Genomic DNA, 15,650 nt, shown 5'->3' with positions numbered 1-15,650 from the left:
TTTAAACACAATGAAAACAATTAAATTATTTATTATAGGTCTCCTGTTTTTTAGCGTGCACAAAACGCAGGCTCAGGTTTCAGTCGATGTAAACATAGGAACTCCAAACGTAAATGTACATATAGGAACACCTCCTGTTTGGGGACCTGTAGGTTACGATGAAGCTGAATATTACTACCTGCCCGATATTCAGGTTTATTATGACATTCGTGCGACTCAGTATATTTATTATGGAAACGGAAAATGGATCCGCTCCAGATATTTACCTTCCTATTGCAGAGGATATGATTTATACCATGGTTACAAAGTAGTTTTGACCGATTATCATGGCCGTACTCCTTATGCCTATTATGACACTCACAAAGTGAGATATTACAAAGGGTACAAAGGAAAGCCTCAAAAAATGAGAGGTCCTTATCAAGTGCATTATGAAGATCATGACCGCCATGAACATCATGATAATGGTAATCATAATGGCAACCACGGAGGAAATGGTAAAGGAAAAGGACACAAACATTAAACCTGTTTCTACACTTTCTAAAGCCGCAACAGTTTATCAGTTGCGGCTTTTTTTATTCAAAATTCTATCTAACAGTCTTTAACTAAAGCTTGTAGATTTAGACTTTGGGTTTACATTTTGACTGCTGGATTCTTCATCACTCAGCCACACGAAAACAGCATTAAAGACAATATCTCTTACAGGCTTTCTGGACAGTACCAAATCGTGCATGGCACCTGAAAAACCAATAACTTCTTTATGCGGAGAGTCAATTAATTTGGCTTTTTTAATAATATCATTTACGTTCAAAATTGCATCACCCTCAAATATAGCTTTATTCCATTTTGAAAGATAAACCGAATGTGATGAATGCAATATCAAAATTGGTTTTGATACCGAAATTCCTTTTGCAATCTTCAGATGCCCCTGATGTATCGCATTTACCCATCCTGCATTAATAGACGGAGCGGCATGAGGTTTCCACTGCAGACTATAATCCCATTCACCATAATCGTTTTTATGCAGGCTTTTGCCATAAAACTTTGAAAAACTAATTGGCAAAGCCAAATTGGGACATAATCTTCCTAATAATGAAAGTAATGGAACAACAAGTATCTTCTGAATCCAAGGGACATTAAAATCATAAAAAGGGCTGTTACAGATCAGTACATCAAAAAGAGCGTCATTCTTTCGGTCTGACGCATATAAAGTAATAATGAGACCTCCCGCAGAATGTCCATAAAGCACTGTTTCATTATTACCTTCCTCCCTTATTATACTTAAGGCCTGGTCAATATCTTCATAATACTCTGACAACTGTCTAACATTATTAGATTTTTGATGCCGCAGTATAGACCGGCCGTATTTTCTTAAATCCAAAGCGTAAAAATTATAGCCTTTCTTTAAAAATTCATCAGCGATAACTTCCTGAAAAAAGTAATCATTGAAACCATGAATACATAAAACAGCTTTAACTGAACCCGTTAAGCACAGCTTTCTGATTAATGTGGTAACAACCTCTCCCTCATAATCATCATGCTGTTTAATGACAGCCTTTTCGAAACTGTTCTTCAAAATATCCTCCGTGTATTGTATATCCATTTGGAACTGCAGATTAATTATAAATAAAGAAACTGTCTGGAATAAAATCTAAAAAATCATTTCACAATATTCTCAAATTTAGCATTCTAATTTTAATTAATTAACATAAATCAATATTATTTTTTAAGTATTTAATGAAAAATTTAGTAATTATTCCTGAAAAACAATTCACAAAATATTAAACATTAACATAACTTTTGGAGTAATATCCAAATATTCCCATTTTTAAATTAGTATTTTTGAAGTTGAACTAATCCATTTTATTTAAAAACAATAAACCTGTTATATGCGAAAGCTTTTTTTTAAATCATTTTTGCTTTTTTTCCTTTCAATACAATTAACAAACGCACAAAAACCTCAAAAACCAAGTTCTGCAGAGATATACAATGAAATTCAGAAACTTAATTTTCTGGGAACTGTACTTTATATTGCAGCTCATCCCGATGATGAAAACACACATTTAATATCTTATATGGCAAATAATATTCATGCCAGAACTGGTTACTTATCCTTGACCAGAGGAGATGGAGGACAAAATTTAATTGGTCCTCAACTGCGTGAATTATTAGGAGTTATTAGAACACAGGAACTTCTTGAGGCCAGAAAAATTGATAACGGAGAACAGTTTTTTTCAAGAGCCAATGATTTTGGCTATTCTAAAAATCCAGATGAAACACTTCAGATTTGGGATAAAGAAAAAGTATTAGCCGATTTGGTCTGGGTTATCAGAAAATTTCAGCCCGATGTAATCATCAATCGATTTGATCACAGATCGCCAGGTACTACACACGGGCATCACACTTCATCAGCGATGCTGAGCGTTGAAGGATTTGATCTTGCCAATAATCCTGCCGCTTTTCCAGAACAGCTGCAGCTCGAAAAACCTTGGCGGCCTAAAAGAGTTTTTTTTAACACTAACTGGTGGTTTTATGGCAGTAAAGAAAAATTTGATTCGGCTGATAAAACCAATTTGATGGCGATACAAACAGGTTCGTATTATCCAACCTTAGGGAAATCGAACCAGGAAATAGCCGCTTTGAGCCGCAGCAGTCATAAATCCCAAGGATTTGGATCTACTGGATCTCGAGGTGAAAGCACCGAATATCTGGAATACCTAAAAGGAGAACCTTTACAAAACAAAACCTCCATTTTCGAAGGCATAGATACAAGCTGGAATCGTGTAAAAGACGGTAAACCTATTGGCGAACTAATTAACATTATTGCCAATCAGTATGATTTTAAAAACCCGTCTGCCAGTATTCCGAATTTATTAAAAGCCTATGCCATGATTCAGGCATTAGATGAAAACCACTGGAAAACAGTTAAATCTGAAGAAATAAAAAAAATAATTGCAGACTGCTCCGGCTTGTTTCTGGAAGCTGTTTCAAACACTCAGGAAGCAACACCCGGAAGTATCGTAACACTTAAGCTTGAAGCCATTAACCGAAGCCCTTCCGACATACAGCTGATAAGTGTTACCACGCTGCCTGAACAAAAAACCACTATTTTGAATACTCCATTGAAAAACAATATACTTCAAAACACCTCGGTGGATTTACAATTACCTCAATCAATAAATTACACACAGCCTTATTGGCTGAAAGAAAAAGGAACAGTTGGTCTTTACACTGTAGAAGATCAAAAGAACATTGGAATTCCGGATATCATCAGAGAAGTCAAAGTTGTTTTTAATGTAAAAATTAATGGTGTAGAAATCCCTTTTGAGAGAACAGCTGTTTATAAATACAATGATAATGTTAAGGGTGAAATCTATAACTTCTTAGATATTGTTCCAGAAATAACAACTACTATTCAGGATAAAGTGCTGCTTTTTCCTAACACAAAACCAAAGTATATAGGCATAACTTTAAAATCAGGTAAAGATGCAGTAAAGGGAACTTTAAAATTGGATTTACCAAAAGAATGGATAATTTCTCCTGAGTCTATTCCGTTTCAATTAGACAAAAAAGGAACAGAACAAACGGTATATTTTGAAGTCACTCCTCCTGCACAAGTGGGCGAAGTTACAGCCAAAAGTATTGCAGTTATTGACGGAAAACCTTACGACAAAGAGCAGATTATAATTAATTATGACCATATTACCAAGCAGCAGGTTTTAAAAACATCTGAGGTAAAATGCATCCGAATGGATTTGAAAACCAATCAGGAGAGAATTGCCTACATCATGGGGGCTGGAGATGAAGTTCCTCAGAGTTTGTCACAAATGGGATACAAAGTAACAATAGTAAAACCCGAAGAAATAACTCCCGAAAAACTGGAATCATTTGATGTTGTCATGACTGGGGTACGCGCATACAATACCGTTAAAGCATTAGCAAATAAACAAGATATTTTGTTCGATTTTGTAAAAAGCGGTAAGACAATGGTCGTTCAATATAATACCACTGGAGCTTTGGTTACTCCAAACATTGCGCCTTATCCATTAAAAGTTTCAAATGACAGAGTTACTGAAGAGAATGCTGAAGTTCGATTTTTGAAACCGAATCATCCTGCTTTGAATTATCCGAATACGATTACTCAAAATGACTTCAAAGGCTGGACGCAGGAACAAGGTTTGTATTATCCGAAAGAATTTGATAAAAATTTCACACCGATACTTTCGTCAAATGATAAGGGAGAAAGTGCATTGAATGGGGCATTGTTAATTGCGCCTTACGGAAAAGGAAATTATATTTACACAGGCCTAAGCTTTTTTAGAGAATTACCCGAAGGTGTTCCCGGAGCTTATAAATTACTGTCTAATTTAATTTCGACAAAACCTTCAGTAAATATTCCAAACCAAAAAATAAAACAATAACATGGACTCAAAAGATCCCAAAATCTGGTCAAAAAGCTACACATTGGTTCTGATTGCCAACGCTTTGTTTATTATTATTTTCTATCTAATTATGAAATTATACTCTTAACCTATGCAATTATTTGACTGGATTGTACTGATAGTAACACTTTTATTTATAGTAATTTATGGTGCCTGGAAAACCCGAGGAAGCAAAAATGTAGAGGAATATATTCTTGGCAACAACGAAACGCCTTGGTTTACCGTTGGTCTTTCTGTGATGGCAACCCAAGCGAGTGCCATTACATTTCTTTCAACTCCCGGACAAGCGTATCATGACGGTATGGGATTTGTGCAGTTCTACTTCGGATTACCAATCGCAATGATTGTAATCTGCGTTACTTTTATACCTATTTATCACAAATATAAAGTCTATACTGCTTATGAATATTTAGAGAAAAGGTTTGACCTGAAAACTCGTTCATTGGCAGCTATTTTGTTTTTGGTGCAGAGAGGTTTAGGAACCGGTATTACTATTTATGCCCCTTCTATCATTTTATCAGCTTTATTAGGATGGGATCTTACGTATATGAATATCGTTATTGGTATTCTGGTTATTATTTATACTTTTTCAGGAGGAACAAAAGCGGTAAATGTTACTCAAAAGCAGCAAATGTTTGTTATTTTGGCTGGGATGGTGATTACATTTTTTCTAATTCTGGATTATTTGCCTAATGATATGACTTTTGACAATGCCCTGCATATTGCCGGTGCCAATCAAAAAATGAATATTGTAAACTTCTCCTTTGACTTGGATGAAAAGTATACATTTTGGAGCGGAATCACTGGCGGATTCTTTTTGGCATTAGCCTATTTTGGGACAGATCAGTCACAGGTAGGACGCTACTTATCAGGGAAGTCAGTACGTGAAAGCCAAATGGGATTAATAATGAACGGGCTTTTAAAAGTACCAATGCAGTTTTTGATTCTGCTTACCGGCGTTATGGTTTTTATCTTTTTCCAGTTTAACGGAACTCCTTTAAACTTTAATCCAAACAATAAAATTACCGTTGAAAATTCAAAATACAAAGAAGAATATCAAAACCTCCAAAAAGATTTGGATAAGCTGTGCGAAGATGAAAAAGTAGTCAATCTGCTGTACATTGACCAGCTTAATCAGGATTATGACAATCCTGCTCTTCGAAAAGAATTAGTCGATCTGGCACTCAAAGAAAAGGAATTAAGAACACAAGCCCGGGAAATTATTTCCAAAGCTGATGACAAAGCCGAAACCAACGATAAGGATTATGTTTTTTTCTATTTTATCCTTCACTATTTACCAAAAGGACTTATTGGCTTACTGCTGGCTGTGATTATTTCGGCAGCTATGTCTTCTACAGCTTCTGGACTTAATGCATTAGCTTCTACTACGGCCATAGATATTTACAAACGCAATGTTAAAACAGAAAAAAGTGAAAAGCATTATCTGAATGTCTCAAAACTCTTCACTCTTATGTGGGGAATTATCGCAATAGGATTTGCCTGTATTGCTACGCTTTTTGAAAACTTAATTCAGCTGGTAAATATTATTGGTTCAATTTTTTACGGAACTGTTCTGGGGATTTTCCTTGTTGGTTTTTACCTTCAAAAAATACGCGGAAAATCTATCTTTTATAGTGCAGTAATCAGTCAGGCAGCTATTTTTATCATATACTATTTTACCAACTTTATTTACCCTAGCGGAGCCGAAAAACTAGGCTATCTGTGGCTGAATTTTATTGGAGCTTTACTCACTATCATATTGTCTTATTTATTCCAAGTGACGATATTTAAAGATGAAGAGCAAAATGAATTAACACAAAATATAGATTCATAAAAATCATATATACTGTAATGATTAAAAAAAATCCTGATTCACATTTATTTATGAATCAGGATTTTTTTGTTTAAAAAGACAATCCGGTTTTACTAATCCGCATTTACTTTTTACTCCACTCAGCAATACTTTCTCTGTTCATTTTTACATAATCCTGATTCTTGGCCGTTTCTGCAGCTGTAAGTGAAAGATTTGCAGTTTCAATTGCTCCCTTTTTATCACCAGCTCTAGCTTGAATTAATGATTTTAGACGAGTGTACCAATAAGGTTTCTCCGTACTCATTTCCATCGCCTTGTCCATGTAAGCTGATGCTTTTGCATTATCACCATTAGATTGATAAAGATACTGAGCCGCCGAAAAATAATCAGCAGATGTTGGGCCTGCTAATACTTTTTCGATATTTGCCAACACTTCCTTTTGCGTAGGAACAATAAATTTCATTGAAACTGACGAATTTTCCCAAGCCATGTCTAAATCAGCTGCATCAGCAGTTATATTTCCAATGCCTATTGTGAAAGATTCAACTGGTTTTGATAATGCTTCTTCCTTTACAGTTGTTCTCAATACAACATTCGCTTCATTCCATACTTCAGGATTTCCCCAATTGTTTGTGGTTGAATAGAAAATCACTTCCCAGCTTTCAATTTTTGGAATAGTATACAAAGCATATTTCCCTTTTGGTAATGTTTTACCATCAATTACAACATCTTCACTAAAAGAGATTGTAGTATTTTCATTAGCTCCAGTTCTCCAGACTTTTCCAAAAGGAACCAGATTACCAAAAACAGCTCTGCCTCTGGCTGCAGGTCTGCAATACACAATTTCTACATCTGTCAGCCCAACAGTTTGAAAAACCGTAGCTTTTGGACTGGCTTGAGGCGTTTTTAACTGAGCCCCAGCTATTAATGGCGCTGCTATAAAAGCGAAAGCAATAAGAATCTTTTTCATATGTGTTTTTTTTGTTTTTTTTCAAATTTACAAATTCGAGAAATCAATGATGTTAATATTTCCTTAATTCAAAAACCATTTCATTGCAGTTTTATCAAAAATTAAACTTAATCCAAGCCAAAAATAATGCAGGTAAAATTTCAAAATATAAGAATTTTATAAGCTTTTGAAAAAACATAAAACAAATCCGGTTATCAGTAAATTTGATTCATTTGCCACTGAAGCATCAAAAGCAATGGGAAGCACAGCAGTATTTTTTGACTGTATTGATTTGGGGCTTACCGGTCCTGTTTTTGATTATAGTGAAACTTGGCAGCTCATCATCAATACAGGAACAACTATTGTTACTTTTTTAATTCAAAAAGCACAGAATAAAAACTCGCTTGCTCTTCAGATTAAACGAAATGGAATCAATAGTTTGAAACTATCTCAAAATTCAGCTCATCAAAATGGTTTACTACTACGTCTGCCAAAGTTAAATCCTGGTCTTTAGAATGAAAGCTATTGTAACCAACGCAAAAAATATCGGCAGCTTTTGCCGCTTTTACTCCATTAGTACTGTCTTCAATAACTATGCAGTTTTCTTTTGGAGCAGTTGACAAAGAAGCTGCGTGCAGGAAAATTGCAGGATGCGGTTTGGAATTTGGAAAATCTTCTCCGCTTACAATATGCGTAAAATACTGGTGCAGATTAAAACGTTTAAAAACCCTGTCTATAGTTACCTTTGATGCCGATGAAGCCACAATAAGCTGCATTCCGTTTTGATAAAAATCTTTAATTAAATCTTCTACACCATCCAGCAAAGCTAAATCTTCTTTACTGTCGAAAGCATCATTAAAAATAGATCTCTTTCTCAAAATCAAATCTTCAACTTCCTGTTCTAACTGATAATGATCTTTTAATTTCTGAAAAGTATTGCGGGTTGACAGCCCTGTAAATGAAGTGTACATCTCCTCTGGAACTTCAATCCCAAGTTCTCCAAATTGTTTGTAATAAGCATAACGGTGCACCAGTTCGGTATCTACAATTACGCCATCCATATCAAAAATTACTGTTTGTATCATAAAAAACTGTTTATTCTTTTTTAAGCAAATGTCTGATCACAGTTTCGGCTGCGTGCAGGCCAAATAATCCCGGCATATAGCTGTTGGTTCCGTAAAAAGATTTTTTAAAATTGGTTCCATCTGTTCTTTTTACACTGCTTTCATCTGGCTTTTCAAGAGAAAAAACGGCTTTTACTCCTTTGCTCACACCCATTTTTTTGAGACGCTTACGAACCACTTTTGCCAGCGGACATACATCCGTTTTGCCAATGTCTTTCACAACTACTTTATTTGCGATCATTTTCCCTCCGGCACCCATGTTTGAAACAATTTTCACGCCTTTTTTCTTTGCCCCCACAATCAGATTGAGTTTTGGAGTGATACTATCAATACAGTCCAAAGCATAATCATACTCTTTGGTCACAATCTCGTAAGCACGCTCAGGAGAAAGAAATTCTTTCACTCGAATTAAATTCAACTCTGGATTTATATCCATTAATCGGTCGCCTACAACATCTACTTTTGGCTGTCCCACAGTAGAATGCAAAGCTGGTAATTGTCTGTTTATATTGGTAATATCCACCACATCTCCGTCTACAATAGTCATCGTCCCTACTCCTGCCCTTGCCAAAAATTCAGCAGCAAAAGATCCCACTCCGCCAAGTCCTACGACTAAAACGTGTGCATTTTTTAAATTGTGTAATCCTTCTTTTTTAAATAATAGTTCGGCTCTTTCTGTCCACTCTGCCATATTTTTTTGTTTAATTATTCTTAGTTTATTCTTTGTGGTTTATTGATTTCTGCACTTTGTTTATTTAATTGTTTAAAATAATATTCAACAACTATAAACCAAAAACTATAATATCTAAAAAACCGCTGCAAAAGTACTGTTTATTTGTTGTTTAAGCTCATCCAAAGTCCAATTTTTATATCGGGAGGCCAAAGAATATACTTCTTCGATTCCTTGCTCCACTGTATCAGTTTCCAGAAAAAAACGGTCATTGGGAATACTTTGAAAAACAGTTTCGAGTTTTGGATTTTGCAATAAAAACTTTCCAAACGAAAGATAAAATCCGTTATCGATAAGTTCCTTGGCAACTTGTTCATTTTTTGAGAAACCGTGAATTATCATTGGAACGGTAATTCTCATTTTTTTCTTTATGGCAATTATTTCCTGAAAAGCGGCCACACAATGAATCACAACCGGCTTATTAATTTTTTGTGCCAAGAGCAGCTGCTTTTCAAAAACCATTTGCTGTAAATCCAAAGGTTTATCGATTCGTTTGTCTAATCCGCATTCGCCAACTGCGAGACAATTTAAATCTCCCAATTTACTTTCAACCAGCTCCAAATCAGTCTTTAATCTTTCCTGACTGATATACCAAGGATGAATTCCAATGGAATAACATGGAATCGAAGCATCAAATTCCTGCGGATATTGGTTCACGAGTTCCAGAACCGAATTTTGGTTTGTGAATTTGTGTGTATGGAGATTAAAAAACTCCATTAATTGTGAAACTTTTTTACACCAGCTTTTATTTCGATAGCCAAATCGTTTTCAAGCGGGACTTTTGGACAGGAATAATTGTGACTGTAAGCACAATACGGGTTGTACGAAAGATTAAAATCGATCACTATTGTATTTCCTGCCGGAATTTTCAAATCAATGTATTTCCCGCCTATGTAACTCTCTTTACCTGAAGTCAAATCGGAAAAAGGTAAAAACAGGTGGTCTTTGTATTCTTCTCTTTTAGAAAGTTCAATATTGCGGTAAATATTCAGTTTCAGTTCTTTTCCGTCCATTACAAAATGAGCTTCGCCGTATTTCACATAAATCTGTTTTATTGAACCGGAAGCAGGCATTTTAAAAGGTTTTTCGTCTTTGGTACGGATAAATTTAGCGACTACAAAAGCTTTTTCATTTATTGGATAAAAATCCAAGGACTTGAATTTTGCCAAATCCTCAGTATTCAATGGACTTGTCTTTGCATCAGCATATTCGGTATTTAGTTCTTTCTGAAATTTCTGGACAGCCATCATGTCAAATTTTTCTTGGCCAAAACCAAAAGTACACATTGCCAATAACACCAAAGTCAATACTGCTCTCATAATTTAAAATTTTAGACAAAAATAGTTTAAAATAATATACCTAAAAAAATTAAGCACAAACGAACCACGACAGTTGCACTTAAAAAAAGATAAACACTAATTCTTCTCAAAATTGAAACCAAATTTTACAAATTTATACAGTTTCGAATATTTTGTGTATTTAAATAGTAATCTTAATTCGTGCAAATTAGTGTAATTCATGTCAGAAACTTTTAAAAGCGAATGCCGTGCGAATGAACCGGAATAAATACAAAGTCAGATGATCTACATTGTGCTCTTTGCGGTTAATTATATAAGGTTTATCTTTGAAAAAACTCAAATTTTAAGATGCTAAAAACTGCTTTAGGCCGATATGTCAATAATTTCAAAGGCTTCTCGCGCGAAGTCTGGATACTGACGTTAATCACTTTTATCAATAGAGCCGGTACTATGGTGCTGCCTTTTTTATCCAAATATTTGAAAGAAGATTTGAATTTCACTTATGGTGAAGTGGGCTGGATAATGGTCGCATTTGGTTTGGGTTCTATGCTGGGTTCTTGGATCGGGGGTAAATTGAGTGATAAAATTGGTTTTTATAAAATAATGATTTTCAGCCTTTTTACTAGTGGAATTTTATTTATTCTGCTGCAATACATCACAACGTTCTGGGGATTATGCTTTGGGATGTTTATTATTATGGCAATTTCTGATATGTTTCGCCCTGCAATGTTTGTATCACTAAGCGTATATGCAAAACCCGAAAACCGGGTTCGTGCACTTTCTTTAGTACGTTTGGCGGTGAATCTCGGATTTACGGCCGGTCCTGCTTTAGGAGGATTGATTATCATCGGAATGGGTTATCAAGGGCTGTTTTGGGTTGACGGAAGTACGTGTATAATTGCTATATTGATATTTGCTTTCTGTATCAAAGAGAAAAAGAAAATCCCAGCAATTGCTGAAGATAATGTAGTAACAAGCACACCAAAATCAATTTTTAAAGACAAGCCTTTTTGGTTACTGCTCTTTATCAGCTTTGTAACCTTTATGGTTTTCCTTCAAATATTCTCGACTTTGCCATTGTATCACAATGAAAAATTCGGACTGACCGAATTTCAGACCGGAATACTGCTTTCCATCAACGGATTATTAGTTTTTCTATTAGAAATGCCCATCGTAAGTACCCTGGAAAGAAGAAAAACTAATAAAATCAAAAGCATTGCAATAGGTTCTTTATTCATTACTCTTGGCTATTACATTTTGCTGCTCGATTCTTGGGTTAGCATTTTGATAATCAGCATCATCCTGCTCACGTTTGGAGAAATATTTTCGTTTCCATTTGTCAATGCAGTTGCCCTCAACCGCGCGCCAAAAGGCCAGGAAGGAAAATATATGGGTTATTATACCATGAGTTTCAGTCTGGCACATATTGTCAGTTCCAAAACGGGTCTGGAAATCATTGCGCATTACGACTACCAAGTCAATTGGTTTGTAATGGGAACCTTGGGAGCGCTATCGTTACTTTGCTGTTTTTGGCTCAATAAAATGATACGCAGCGAAAAAAAATAATTATCAGAGCATGAACTCATTAAGTTAAGGATTAAACGATGATTTGATTGAAGATTTCTGATTAACGATTTTTGATTTTAGATGTATGAGTTCTTGAAAAATAGCAGCCTTTCTATTTCATCAGCATAAAAATCTGAAATCAAAAACCTTTTAATATACTGGCATTGACTTCTATCCCCTCACGCAAAAAAACAGCAGTTCTACTTCTAAAGATATTTTTTGAAACACAGTTCGGTAATTTAAATTATTCTAATTTTCTGTCGATAATCAACGTGATTCCTGTAAAAACAACAAAAAACTAAAATTTTAGTTAAATAACTATATTTATAGTTTGTTAACTACAAATATAGTTGTATGTTTGCTTCAAATTAAATCATCATGCAAAAATTAACGAACAAAGAAGAAGAAATCATGCATATTTTATGGAAGCTCAAAAAAGCTTTTGTAAAAGAAGTAATGGCCGAAATCACCGAAGATCAGCCTCATTACAATACGCTGTCTACGATAATCCGTAATCTGGAAGAAAAAGGATATGTCAATCACAATGCCTTTGGAAATACCCATCAATATTTCCCAATTGTAAGCCTTGAGGATTACCGCAAAGGCTTTATGAGTACGGCAATCGATAATTATTTTAACAGCTCTTACAAAAACATGGTCTCCTTTTTTGCTAAAGAAGAGAAAATCTCGGCAGCCGAATTACGAGAAATCCTATCTATGATCGAGCAAAAACAATAACCCTATGGAAACACTATTCCTATATATTGTAAAATCAAGCGGGCTGATAGCATTATTTTATATCGCTTATTATCTGTTGCTGCGAAAAGAGACTTTTTTTACAGCAAACCGCTGGTATCTTTTGGCAGGATTGTTCACGTCGTTAATTTTGCCGTGGATAGTTTTCACCACTATTGTCTGGGTTGAGCCAACGCCTGCCAATTTTGATTGGACCAGACTTCCAATAAGACCGGCTCAGAAAGAAAGTTTTGAAATCAACTGGTATCTCGTTCTCGCAATTGCTTATATAATTGGAATAGCATTGTTTCTAGTTCAGTTTGCATTGGACTTTTATAACCTAAATCGTGTTTTAAAAGGTAAAACTCCCCATAAGCAGGCAGACCATAAATTCATTGACCTAAAAGAAAATATTGCTCCATTTTCCTACTTCAATACCATTGTTTACAACTCATCACTGTACAGCAAAGCCGAAATGGAAAGTATTCTGGAACACGAAAAAGTACATAGTGAGCAGTACCACACGATAGACGTTTTAATCACGCGTTTCTTCTGCATTCTGTTTTGGTTCAATCCTTTTATGTGGCTGTACAAAAAAGCCATTCTGCAAAACTTGGAATTCATCGCTGACTGCGAAGCTTCTAAAAATATTTCCGACAAAAAAGCGTATCAATTGACGCTTTTAAAAATAACAGCCCATGAAAATGGTGTTGTGCTTACCAATCATTTTTATCAATCATTAATCAAAAAACGAATCGTTATGTTAAACAAAAATCAATCAAAAAAATCGAATTCCTGGAAGTACGTACTTATACTTCCGGCTTTAATTGCCTTTGTGTTTTTATTCCAAATGGAAGTTATTGCAAAGGAGAAAAATGTGAACCCAAAAGCAGCGCAAGCAGCCTCCGAGGATGTTGATGTTTATAAAATCACCAAAAACACAACTGAAGCCGAATTAAAAGAAAAAGCCGCAACAATCTCCAAAAATTACGGTGTAAGCGTTCTTTTTTCGAACACAAAAAGAAATGCTGACAATGAACTGACAGCAATAACTGTTGAATTAAAAAAAGGTAATGAAATTTCAAATAACAGAAATGTAAACAGTTCCGAAGCTATCAAACCATTTGGAATAGTTATAACCAAAGATTCAAACGGAAAATTAAATATCAATTTTATTGAAGAAGACGATAAATCAATAGACAAAGTAGTTTCAACAAGTAAAATTGTGGCTCCTAATGCACCAATTCCAGCCGACACTCAAATTTATATTAATGAGAAAAAATCAGAAAAAACTGCAATGGATGAGTTAGATCCAAATGAAATAGCTACCGTAAATGTCATCAAAAACGATGAAAAAAAAGAGATCCGAATAATTACAAAAGACTATCACAAAATTGGTGACATGGATGAGATTTACATCAATGGAAAAAAAGTCTCTCAAAATGAATTAGATCAATTAGATCAAGGTTCTATTGACAGAATAGATGTCACTAATAATTTTGGAAAAAAAGGAATGAGGATTACCACAAAAAACGGAACGTATTATCAAGAAAAAAATATGCCAGTTCCCCCTGCCCCTCCTACTCCCCCAGTCATGAAATTTAAACATCCTGTTCCTCCGGTAATGCCAAAAGCACCAAGAGCTCCAAAAGGTGATCCTATTCATGGTGACAAAAAAGCATGGAAAGAATTTGAAAAACAAATGGATGAATTTGACGCCAAAATGAAAAAAATCGAACCGCAAATGGAAGCCTTCGATAAACAAATGGCAGAATTTGACAAACAAATGGAACCTTTCAATAAAGAAATGGAAGTTTTCAATGAGAAAATGAAAGTTTTTGACAAACAAATGGAAGAATACACATCAAAAATAGAGAAAGAGAAAAAATAATGGTTTTCTAAAATAGAAAACAGCAAAAAGACGGTCACTCATCAAGACCGTCTTTTTTTATATCTTTGAAAAAAATAAATCATGTTTAAAATTCTAGCCCAAATCAATAAACTCATTTTACCAAGCTTCACCAAGCAGAGACTCGATATATCCAAAGCCAAAAAATGGCAGTTGGCGATTATTGGGTATCGCTATTATGTAACCACGAGAGCTCTTCACTGAAGATTTTGGTTAGTTTAAAATGGTTTAAAAGTTTAAGGCTTAGAGTTATTAAAAAATACTGCTAAAATAACCTTAAACACAAATTGAACAACTTTAAACAATCAATACTTCATAGCAGCAAAAATCTCGTTTCCGGCTATCTTTTCCCTTCCGTTCAAGAAAGTGAGTTCCATCAGGAAATTACACTGCACAATAATGCCTCCAAGCTGTTCTACCAGTTCACAAACTGCTTTTGCTGTTCCGCCTGTTGCCAAAACATCATCATGAATAAGCACTCTATCTCCTTTTTGAATAGCATCAGTATGAATTTCAAGTGTGTCGGTGCCATACTCTAAATCATAAGAAGCAGAAATAGTATCAAAAGGCAATTTATTAGGCTTCCTTACCGGAACAAAACCAGCATTCAGTTCCTCTGCTAAAAGCATCCCGAAGAAAAAACCACGGCTTTCAACACCAATTACCTTATCAATTTTTTTATCTTTTACTGATGAAACCAGTAATTCTAGGCATTCTTTCCGCGCTTTTGGATCAATTAACAGCGGAGTTATATCTTTAAACACAATTCCTTCTTTTGGAAAGTCCTGAATATCACGTATATATTTTTTCAAGCTCATTTTTTTTATTTTTTATGCAGATTCATACTTGCAAGATACATATTTATTCCTATATTTGCACCCGCAAACAAGTTGAATAAACAAGTAAGCAAATGGCCTCGTGGCGCAACTGAATAGCGCATCTGATTACGGCTCAGAAGGTTACTGGTTTGAATCCAGTCGAGGTCACAAGCCAAATGGCGCTAATTGAAGACAATTGGCGCCATTTTTTTTATTTATGCTAGTAAATAAAGTAACTTCGGTTCATTTTGGATTTTTTTCTTTTTTTA

15 protein-coding genes and 1 tRNA gene are annotated in these 15,650 nt (G+C 34.9%); 9 read left to right on the top strand and 7 right to left on the bottom strand.

Annotation, left to right across the window (positions count from 1 at the left end):
* Window positions 1-10 precede the first annotated feature (10 nt).
* Window positions 11-520, top strand: coding sequence for a hypothetical protein (locus IRZ80_RS14415; RefSeq protein ID WP_194642276.1), 510 nt, complete (start codon window positions 11-13; stop codon window positions 518-520).
* Window positions 521-598: 78 nt separating this feature from the next.
* On the opposite strand, the gene IRZ80_RS14410 is transcribed toward IRZ80_RS14415, so the two are convergent.
* On the bottom strand, window positions 599-1,600 hold the full coding sequence (locus IRZ80_RS14410) for an alpha/beta hydrolase (protein ID WP_194642275.1): 1,002 nt from the start codon (window positions 1,598-1,600) through the stop codon (window positions 599-601).
* Between the two features lie 286 nt (window positions 1,601-1,886).
* On the opposite strand from IRZ80_RS14410, the gene IRZ80_RS14405 reads away from it, so the two are divergent.
* Together IRZ80_RS14405 and IRZ80_RS14400 are read left to right on the top strand one after the other, a co-directional pair.
* Window positions 1,887-4,418, top strand: a complete 2,532-nt coding sequence (locus tag IRZ80_RS14405) for a PIG-L family deacetylase (protein ID WP_194642274.1) — start codon at window positions 1,887-1,889, stop codon at window positions 4,416-4,418.
* Window positions 4,419-4,530: 112 nt separating this feature from the next.
* Window positions 4,531-6,273: a sodium:solute symporter gene (locus IRZ80_RS14400; protein ID WP_194642273.1), complete on the top strand. Its 1,743-nt coding sequence runs from the start codon at window positions 4,531-4,533 to the stop codon at window positions 6,271-6,273.
* A 103-nt stretch (window positions 6,274-6,376) separates the two neighbouring features.
* Here the strand turns inward: IRZ80_RS14400 and IRZ80_RS14395 are convergent, their stop codons facing one another.
* Entirely contained in the window at window positions 6,377-7,222 is an 846-nt protein-coding gene (locus IRZ80_RS14395) for a DUF2911 domain-containing protein (protein ID WP_194642272.1), read from the bottom strand.
* A gap of 166 nt (window positions 7,223-7,388) precedes the next feature.
* On the opposite strand from IRZ80_RS14395, the gene IRZ80_RS14390 reads away from it, so the two are divergent.
* Window positions 7,389-7,715 carry a low affinity iron permease family protein gene (locus IRZ80_RS14390; RefSeq protein WP_228520917.1) on the top strand — a complete coding sequence of 109 codons (327 nt, stop codon included), beginning with the start codon at window positions 7,389-7,391 and terminating at the stop codon, window positions 7,713-7,715.
* On the opposite strand, the gene IRZ80_RS14385 is transcribed toward IRZ80_RS14390, so the two are convergent.
* The 4 genes from IRZ80_RS14385 to IRZ80_RS14370 form a co-directional block, all read right to left on the bottom strand.
* Window positions 7,633-8,286 (bottom strand): HAD family hydrolase, encoded by a 654-nt coding sequence (locus IRZ80_RS14385; protein ID WP_194642271.1) that lies wholly within the window; start codon window positions 8,284-8,286, stop codon window positions 7,633-7,635. The two genes, IRZ80_RS14390 and IRZ80_RS14385, sit on opposite strands and share 83 nt — an antisense overlap.
* Window positions 8,287-8,296: 10 nt before the next feature.
* A complete protein-coding gene (locus IRZ80_RS14380; RefSeq protein ID WP_194642270.1) occupies window positions 8,297-9,016 on the bottom strand; it encodes a ThiF family adenylyltransferase in 720 nt (239 codons plus the stop codon).
* A gap of 114 nt (window positions 9,017-9,130) precedes the next feature.
* Window positions 9,131-9,772, bottom strand: coding sequence for a TatD family hydrolase (locus IRZ80_RS14375; protein WP_194642269.1), 642 nt, complete (start codon window positions 9,770-9,772; stop codon window positions 9,131-9,133).
* Window positions 9,772-10,374 carry a DUF1684 domain-containing protein gene (locus IRZ80_RS14370; protein ID WP_194642268.1) on the bottom strand — a complete coding sequence of 201 codons (603 nt, stop codon included), beginning with the start codon at window positions 10,372-10,374 and terminating at the stop codon, window positions 9,772-9,774. The genes IRZ80_RS14375 and IRZ80_RS14370 overlap by 1 nt, the downstream gene beginning before the upstream one ends.
* Window positions 10,375-10,701: 327 nt before the next feature.
* On the opposite strand from IRZ80_RS14370, the gene IRZ80_RS14365 reads away from it, so the two are divergent.
* The 4 genes from IRZ80_RS14365 (at window position 10,702) to IRZ80_RS21035 (ending at window position 14,767) form a co-directional block, all read left to right on the top strand.
* Window positions 10,702-11,919, top strand: a complete 1,218-nt coding sequence (locus tag IRZ80_RS14365; protein ID WP_194642267.1) for an MDR family MFS transporter — start codon at window positions 10,702-10,704, stop codon at window positions 11,917-11,919.
* 378 nt (window positions 11,920-12,297) lie between these two features.
* A complete protein-coding gene (locus IRZ80_RS14360) occupies window positions 12,298-12,657 on the top strand; it encodes a BlaI/MecI/CopY family transcriptional regulator (RefSeq protein WP_194642266.1) in 360 nt (119 codons plus the stop codon).
* 4 nt (window positions 12,658-12,661) lie between these two features.
* Window positions 12,662-14,545, top strand: a complete 1,884-nt coding sequence (locus IRZ80_RS14355; RefSeq protein WP_194642265.1) for a M56 family metallopeptidase — start codon at window positions 12,662-12,664, stop codon at window positions 14,543-14,545.
* A gap of 81 nt (window positions 14,546-14,626) precedes the next feature.
* Complete coding sequence (locus IRZ80_RS21035) at window positions 14,627-14,767, top strand: SsrA-binding protein (protein WP_228520916.1); 141 nt, start codon at window positions 14,627-14,629, stop codon at window positions 14,765-14,767.
* A gap of 101 nt (window positions 14,768-14,868) precedes the next feature.
* On the opposite strand, the gene IRZ80_RS14350 is transcribed toward IRZ80_RS21035, so the two are convergent.
* Entirely contained in the window at window positions 14,869-15,381 is a 513-nt protein-coding gene (locus IRZ80_RS14350) for an adenine phosphoribosyltransferase (RefSeq protein ID WP_194642264.1), read from the bottom strand.
* Between the two features lie 94 nt (window positions 15,382-15,475).
* Between IRZ80_RS14350 and IRZ80_RS14345 the strand changes: the two genes are divergently transcribed.
* A tRNA-Arg gene (locus IRZ80_RS14345) sits at window positions 15,476-15,549 on the top strand.
* Window positions 15,550-15,650: the final 101 nt, after the last annotated feature.

This window comes from Flavobacterium sp. HJJ (assembly GCF_015351475.1).
Classification (GTDB): domain Bacteria; phylum Bacteroidota; class Bacteroidia; order Flavobacteriales; family Flavobacteriaceae; genus Flavobacterium; species Flavobacterium marginilacus.
Note: the sequence above shows the minus strand (reverse complement) of the source record. Positions and strands in the feature narration are given on the sequence as shown.

What these genes read in the sequence shown, in the direction of transcription:
- IRZ80_RS14355 (WP_194642265.1), top strand. Translation starts at nt 12,662, where the DNA reads ATGGAAACACTATTCCTATATATTGTAAAATCAAGCGGGCTGATAGCA.
- IRZ80_RS14410 (WP_194642275.1), bottom strand. Translation starts at nt 1,600, where the DNA reads ATGGATATACAATACACGGAGGATATTTTGAAGAACAGTTTCGAAAAG.
- IRZ80_RS14350 (WP_194642264.1), bottom strand. Translation starts at nt 15,381, where the DNA reads ATGAGCTTGAAAAAATATATACGTGATATTCAGGACTTTCCAAAAGAA.
- IRZ80_RS14400 (WP_194642273.1), top strand. Translation starts at nt 4,531, where the DNA reads ATGCAATTATTTGACTGGATTGTACTGATAGTAACACTTTTATTTATA.
- IRZ80_RS14405 (WP_194642274.1), top strand. Translation starts at nt 1,887, where the DNA reads ATGCGAAAGCTTTTTTTTAAATCATTTTTGCTTTTTTTCCTTTCAATA.
- IRZ80_RS14370 (WP_194642268.1), bottom strand. Translation starts at nt 10,374, where the DNA reads ATGAGAGCAGTATTGACTTTGGTGTTATTGGCAATGTGTACTTTTGGT.
- IRZ80_RS14375 (WP_194642269.1), bottom strand. Translation starts at nt 9,772, where the DNA reads ATGGAGTTTTTTAATCTCCATACACACAAATTCACAAACCAAAATTCG.
- IRZ80_RS14385 (WP_194642271.1), bottom strand. Translation starts at nt 8,286, where the DNA reads ATGATACAAACAGTAATTTTTGATATGGATGGCGTAATTGTAGATACC.
- IRZ80_RS14395 (WP_194642272.1), bottom strand. Translation starts at nt 7,222, where the DNA reads ATGAAAAAGATTCTTATTGCTTTCGCTTTTATAGCAGCGCCATTAATA.
- IRZ80_RS21035 (WP_228520916.1), top strand. Translation starts at nt 14,627, where the DNA reads ATGTTTAAAATTCTAGCCCAAATCAATAAACTCATTTTACCAAGCTTC.
- IRZ80_RS14380 (WP_194642270.1), bottom strand. Translation starts at nt 9,016, where the DNA reads ATGGCAGAGTGGACAGAAAGAGCCGAACTATTATTTAAAAAAGAAGGA.
- IRZ80_RS14365 (WP_194642267.1), top strand. Translation starts at nt 10,702, where the DNA reads ATGCTAAAAACTGCTTTAGGCCGATATGTCAATAATTTCAAAGGCTTC.
- IRZ80_RS14415 (WP_194642276.1), top strand. Translation starts at nt 11, where the DNA reads ATGAAAACAATTAAATTATTTATTATAGGTCTCCTGTTTTTTAGCGTG.
- IRZ80_RS14360 (WP_194642266.1), top strand. Translation starts at nt 12,298, where the DNA reads ATGCAAAAATTAACGAACAAAGAAGAAGAAATCATGCATATTTTATGG.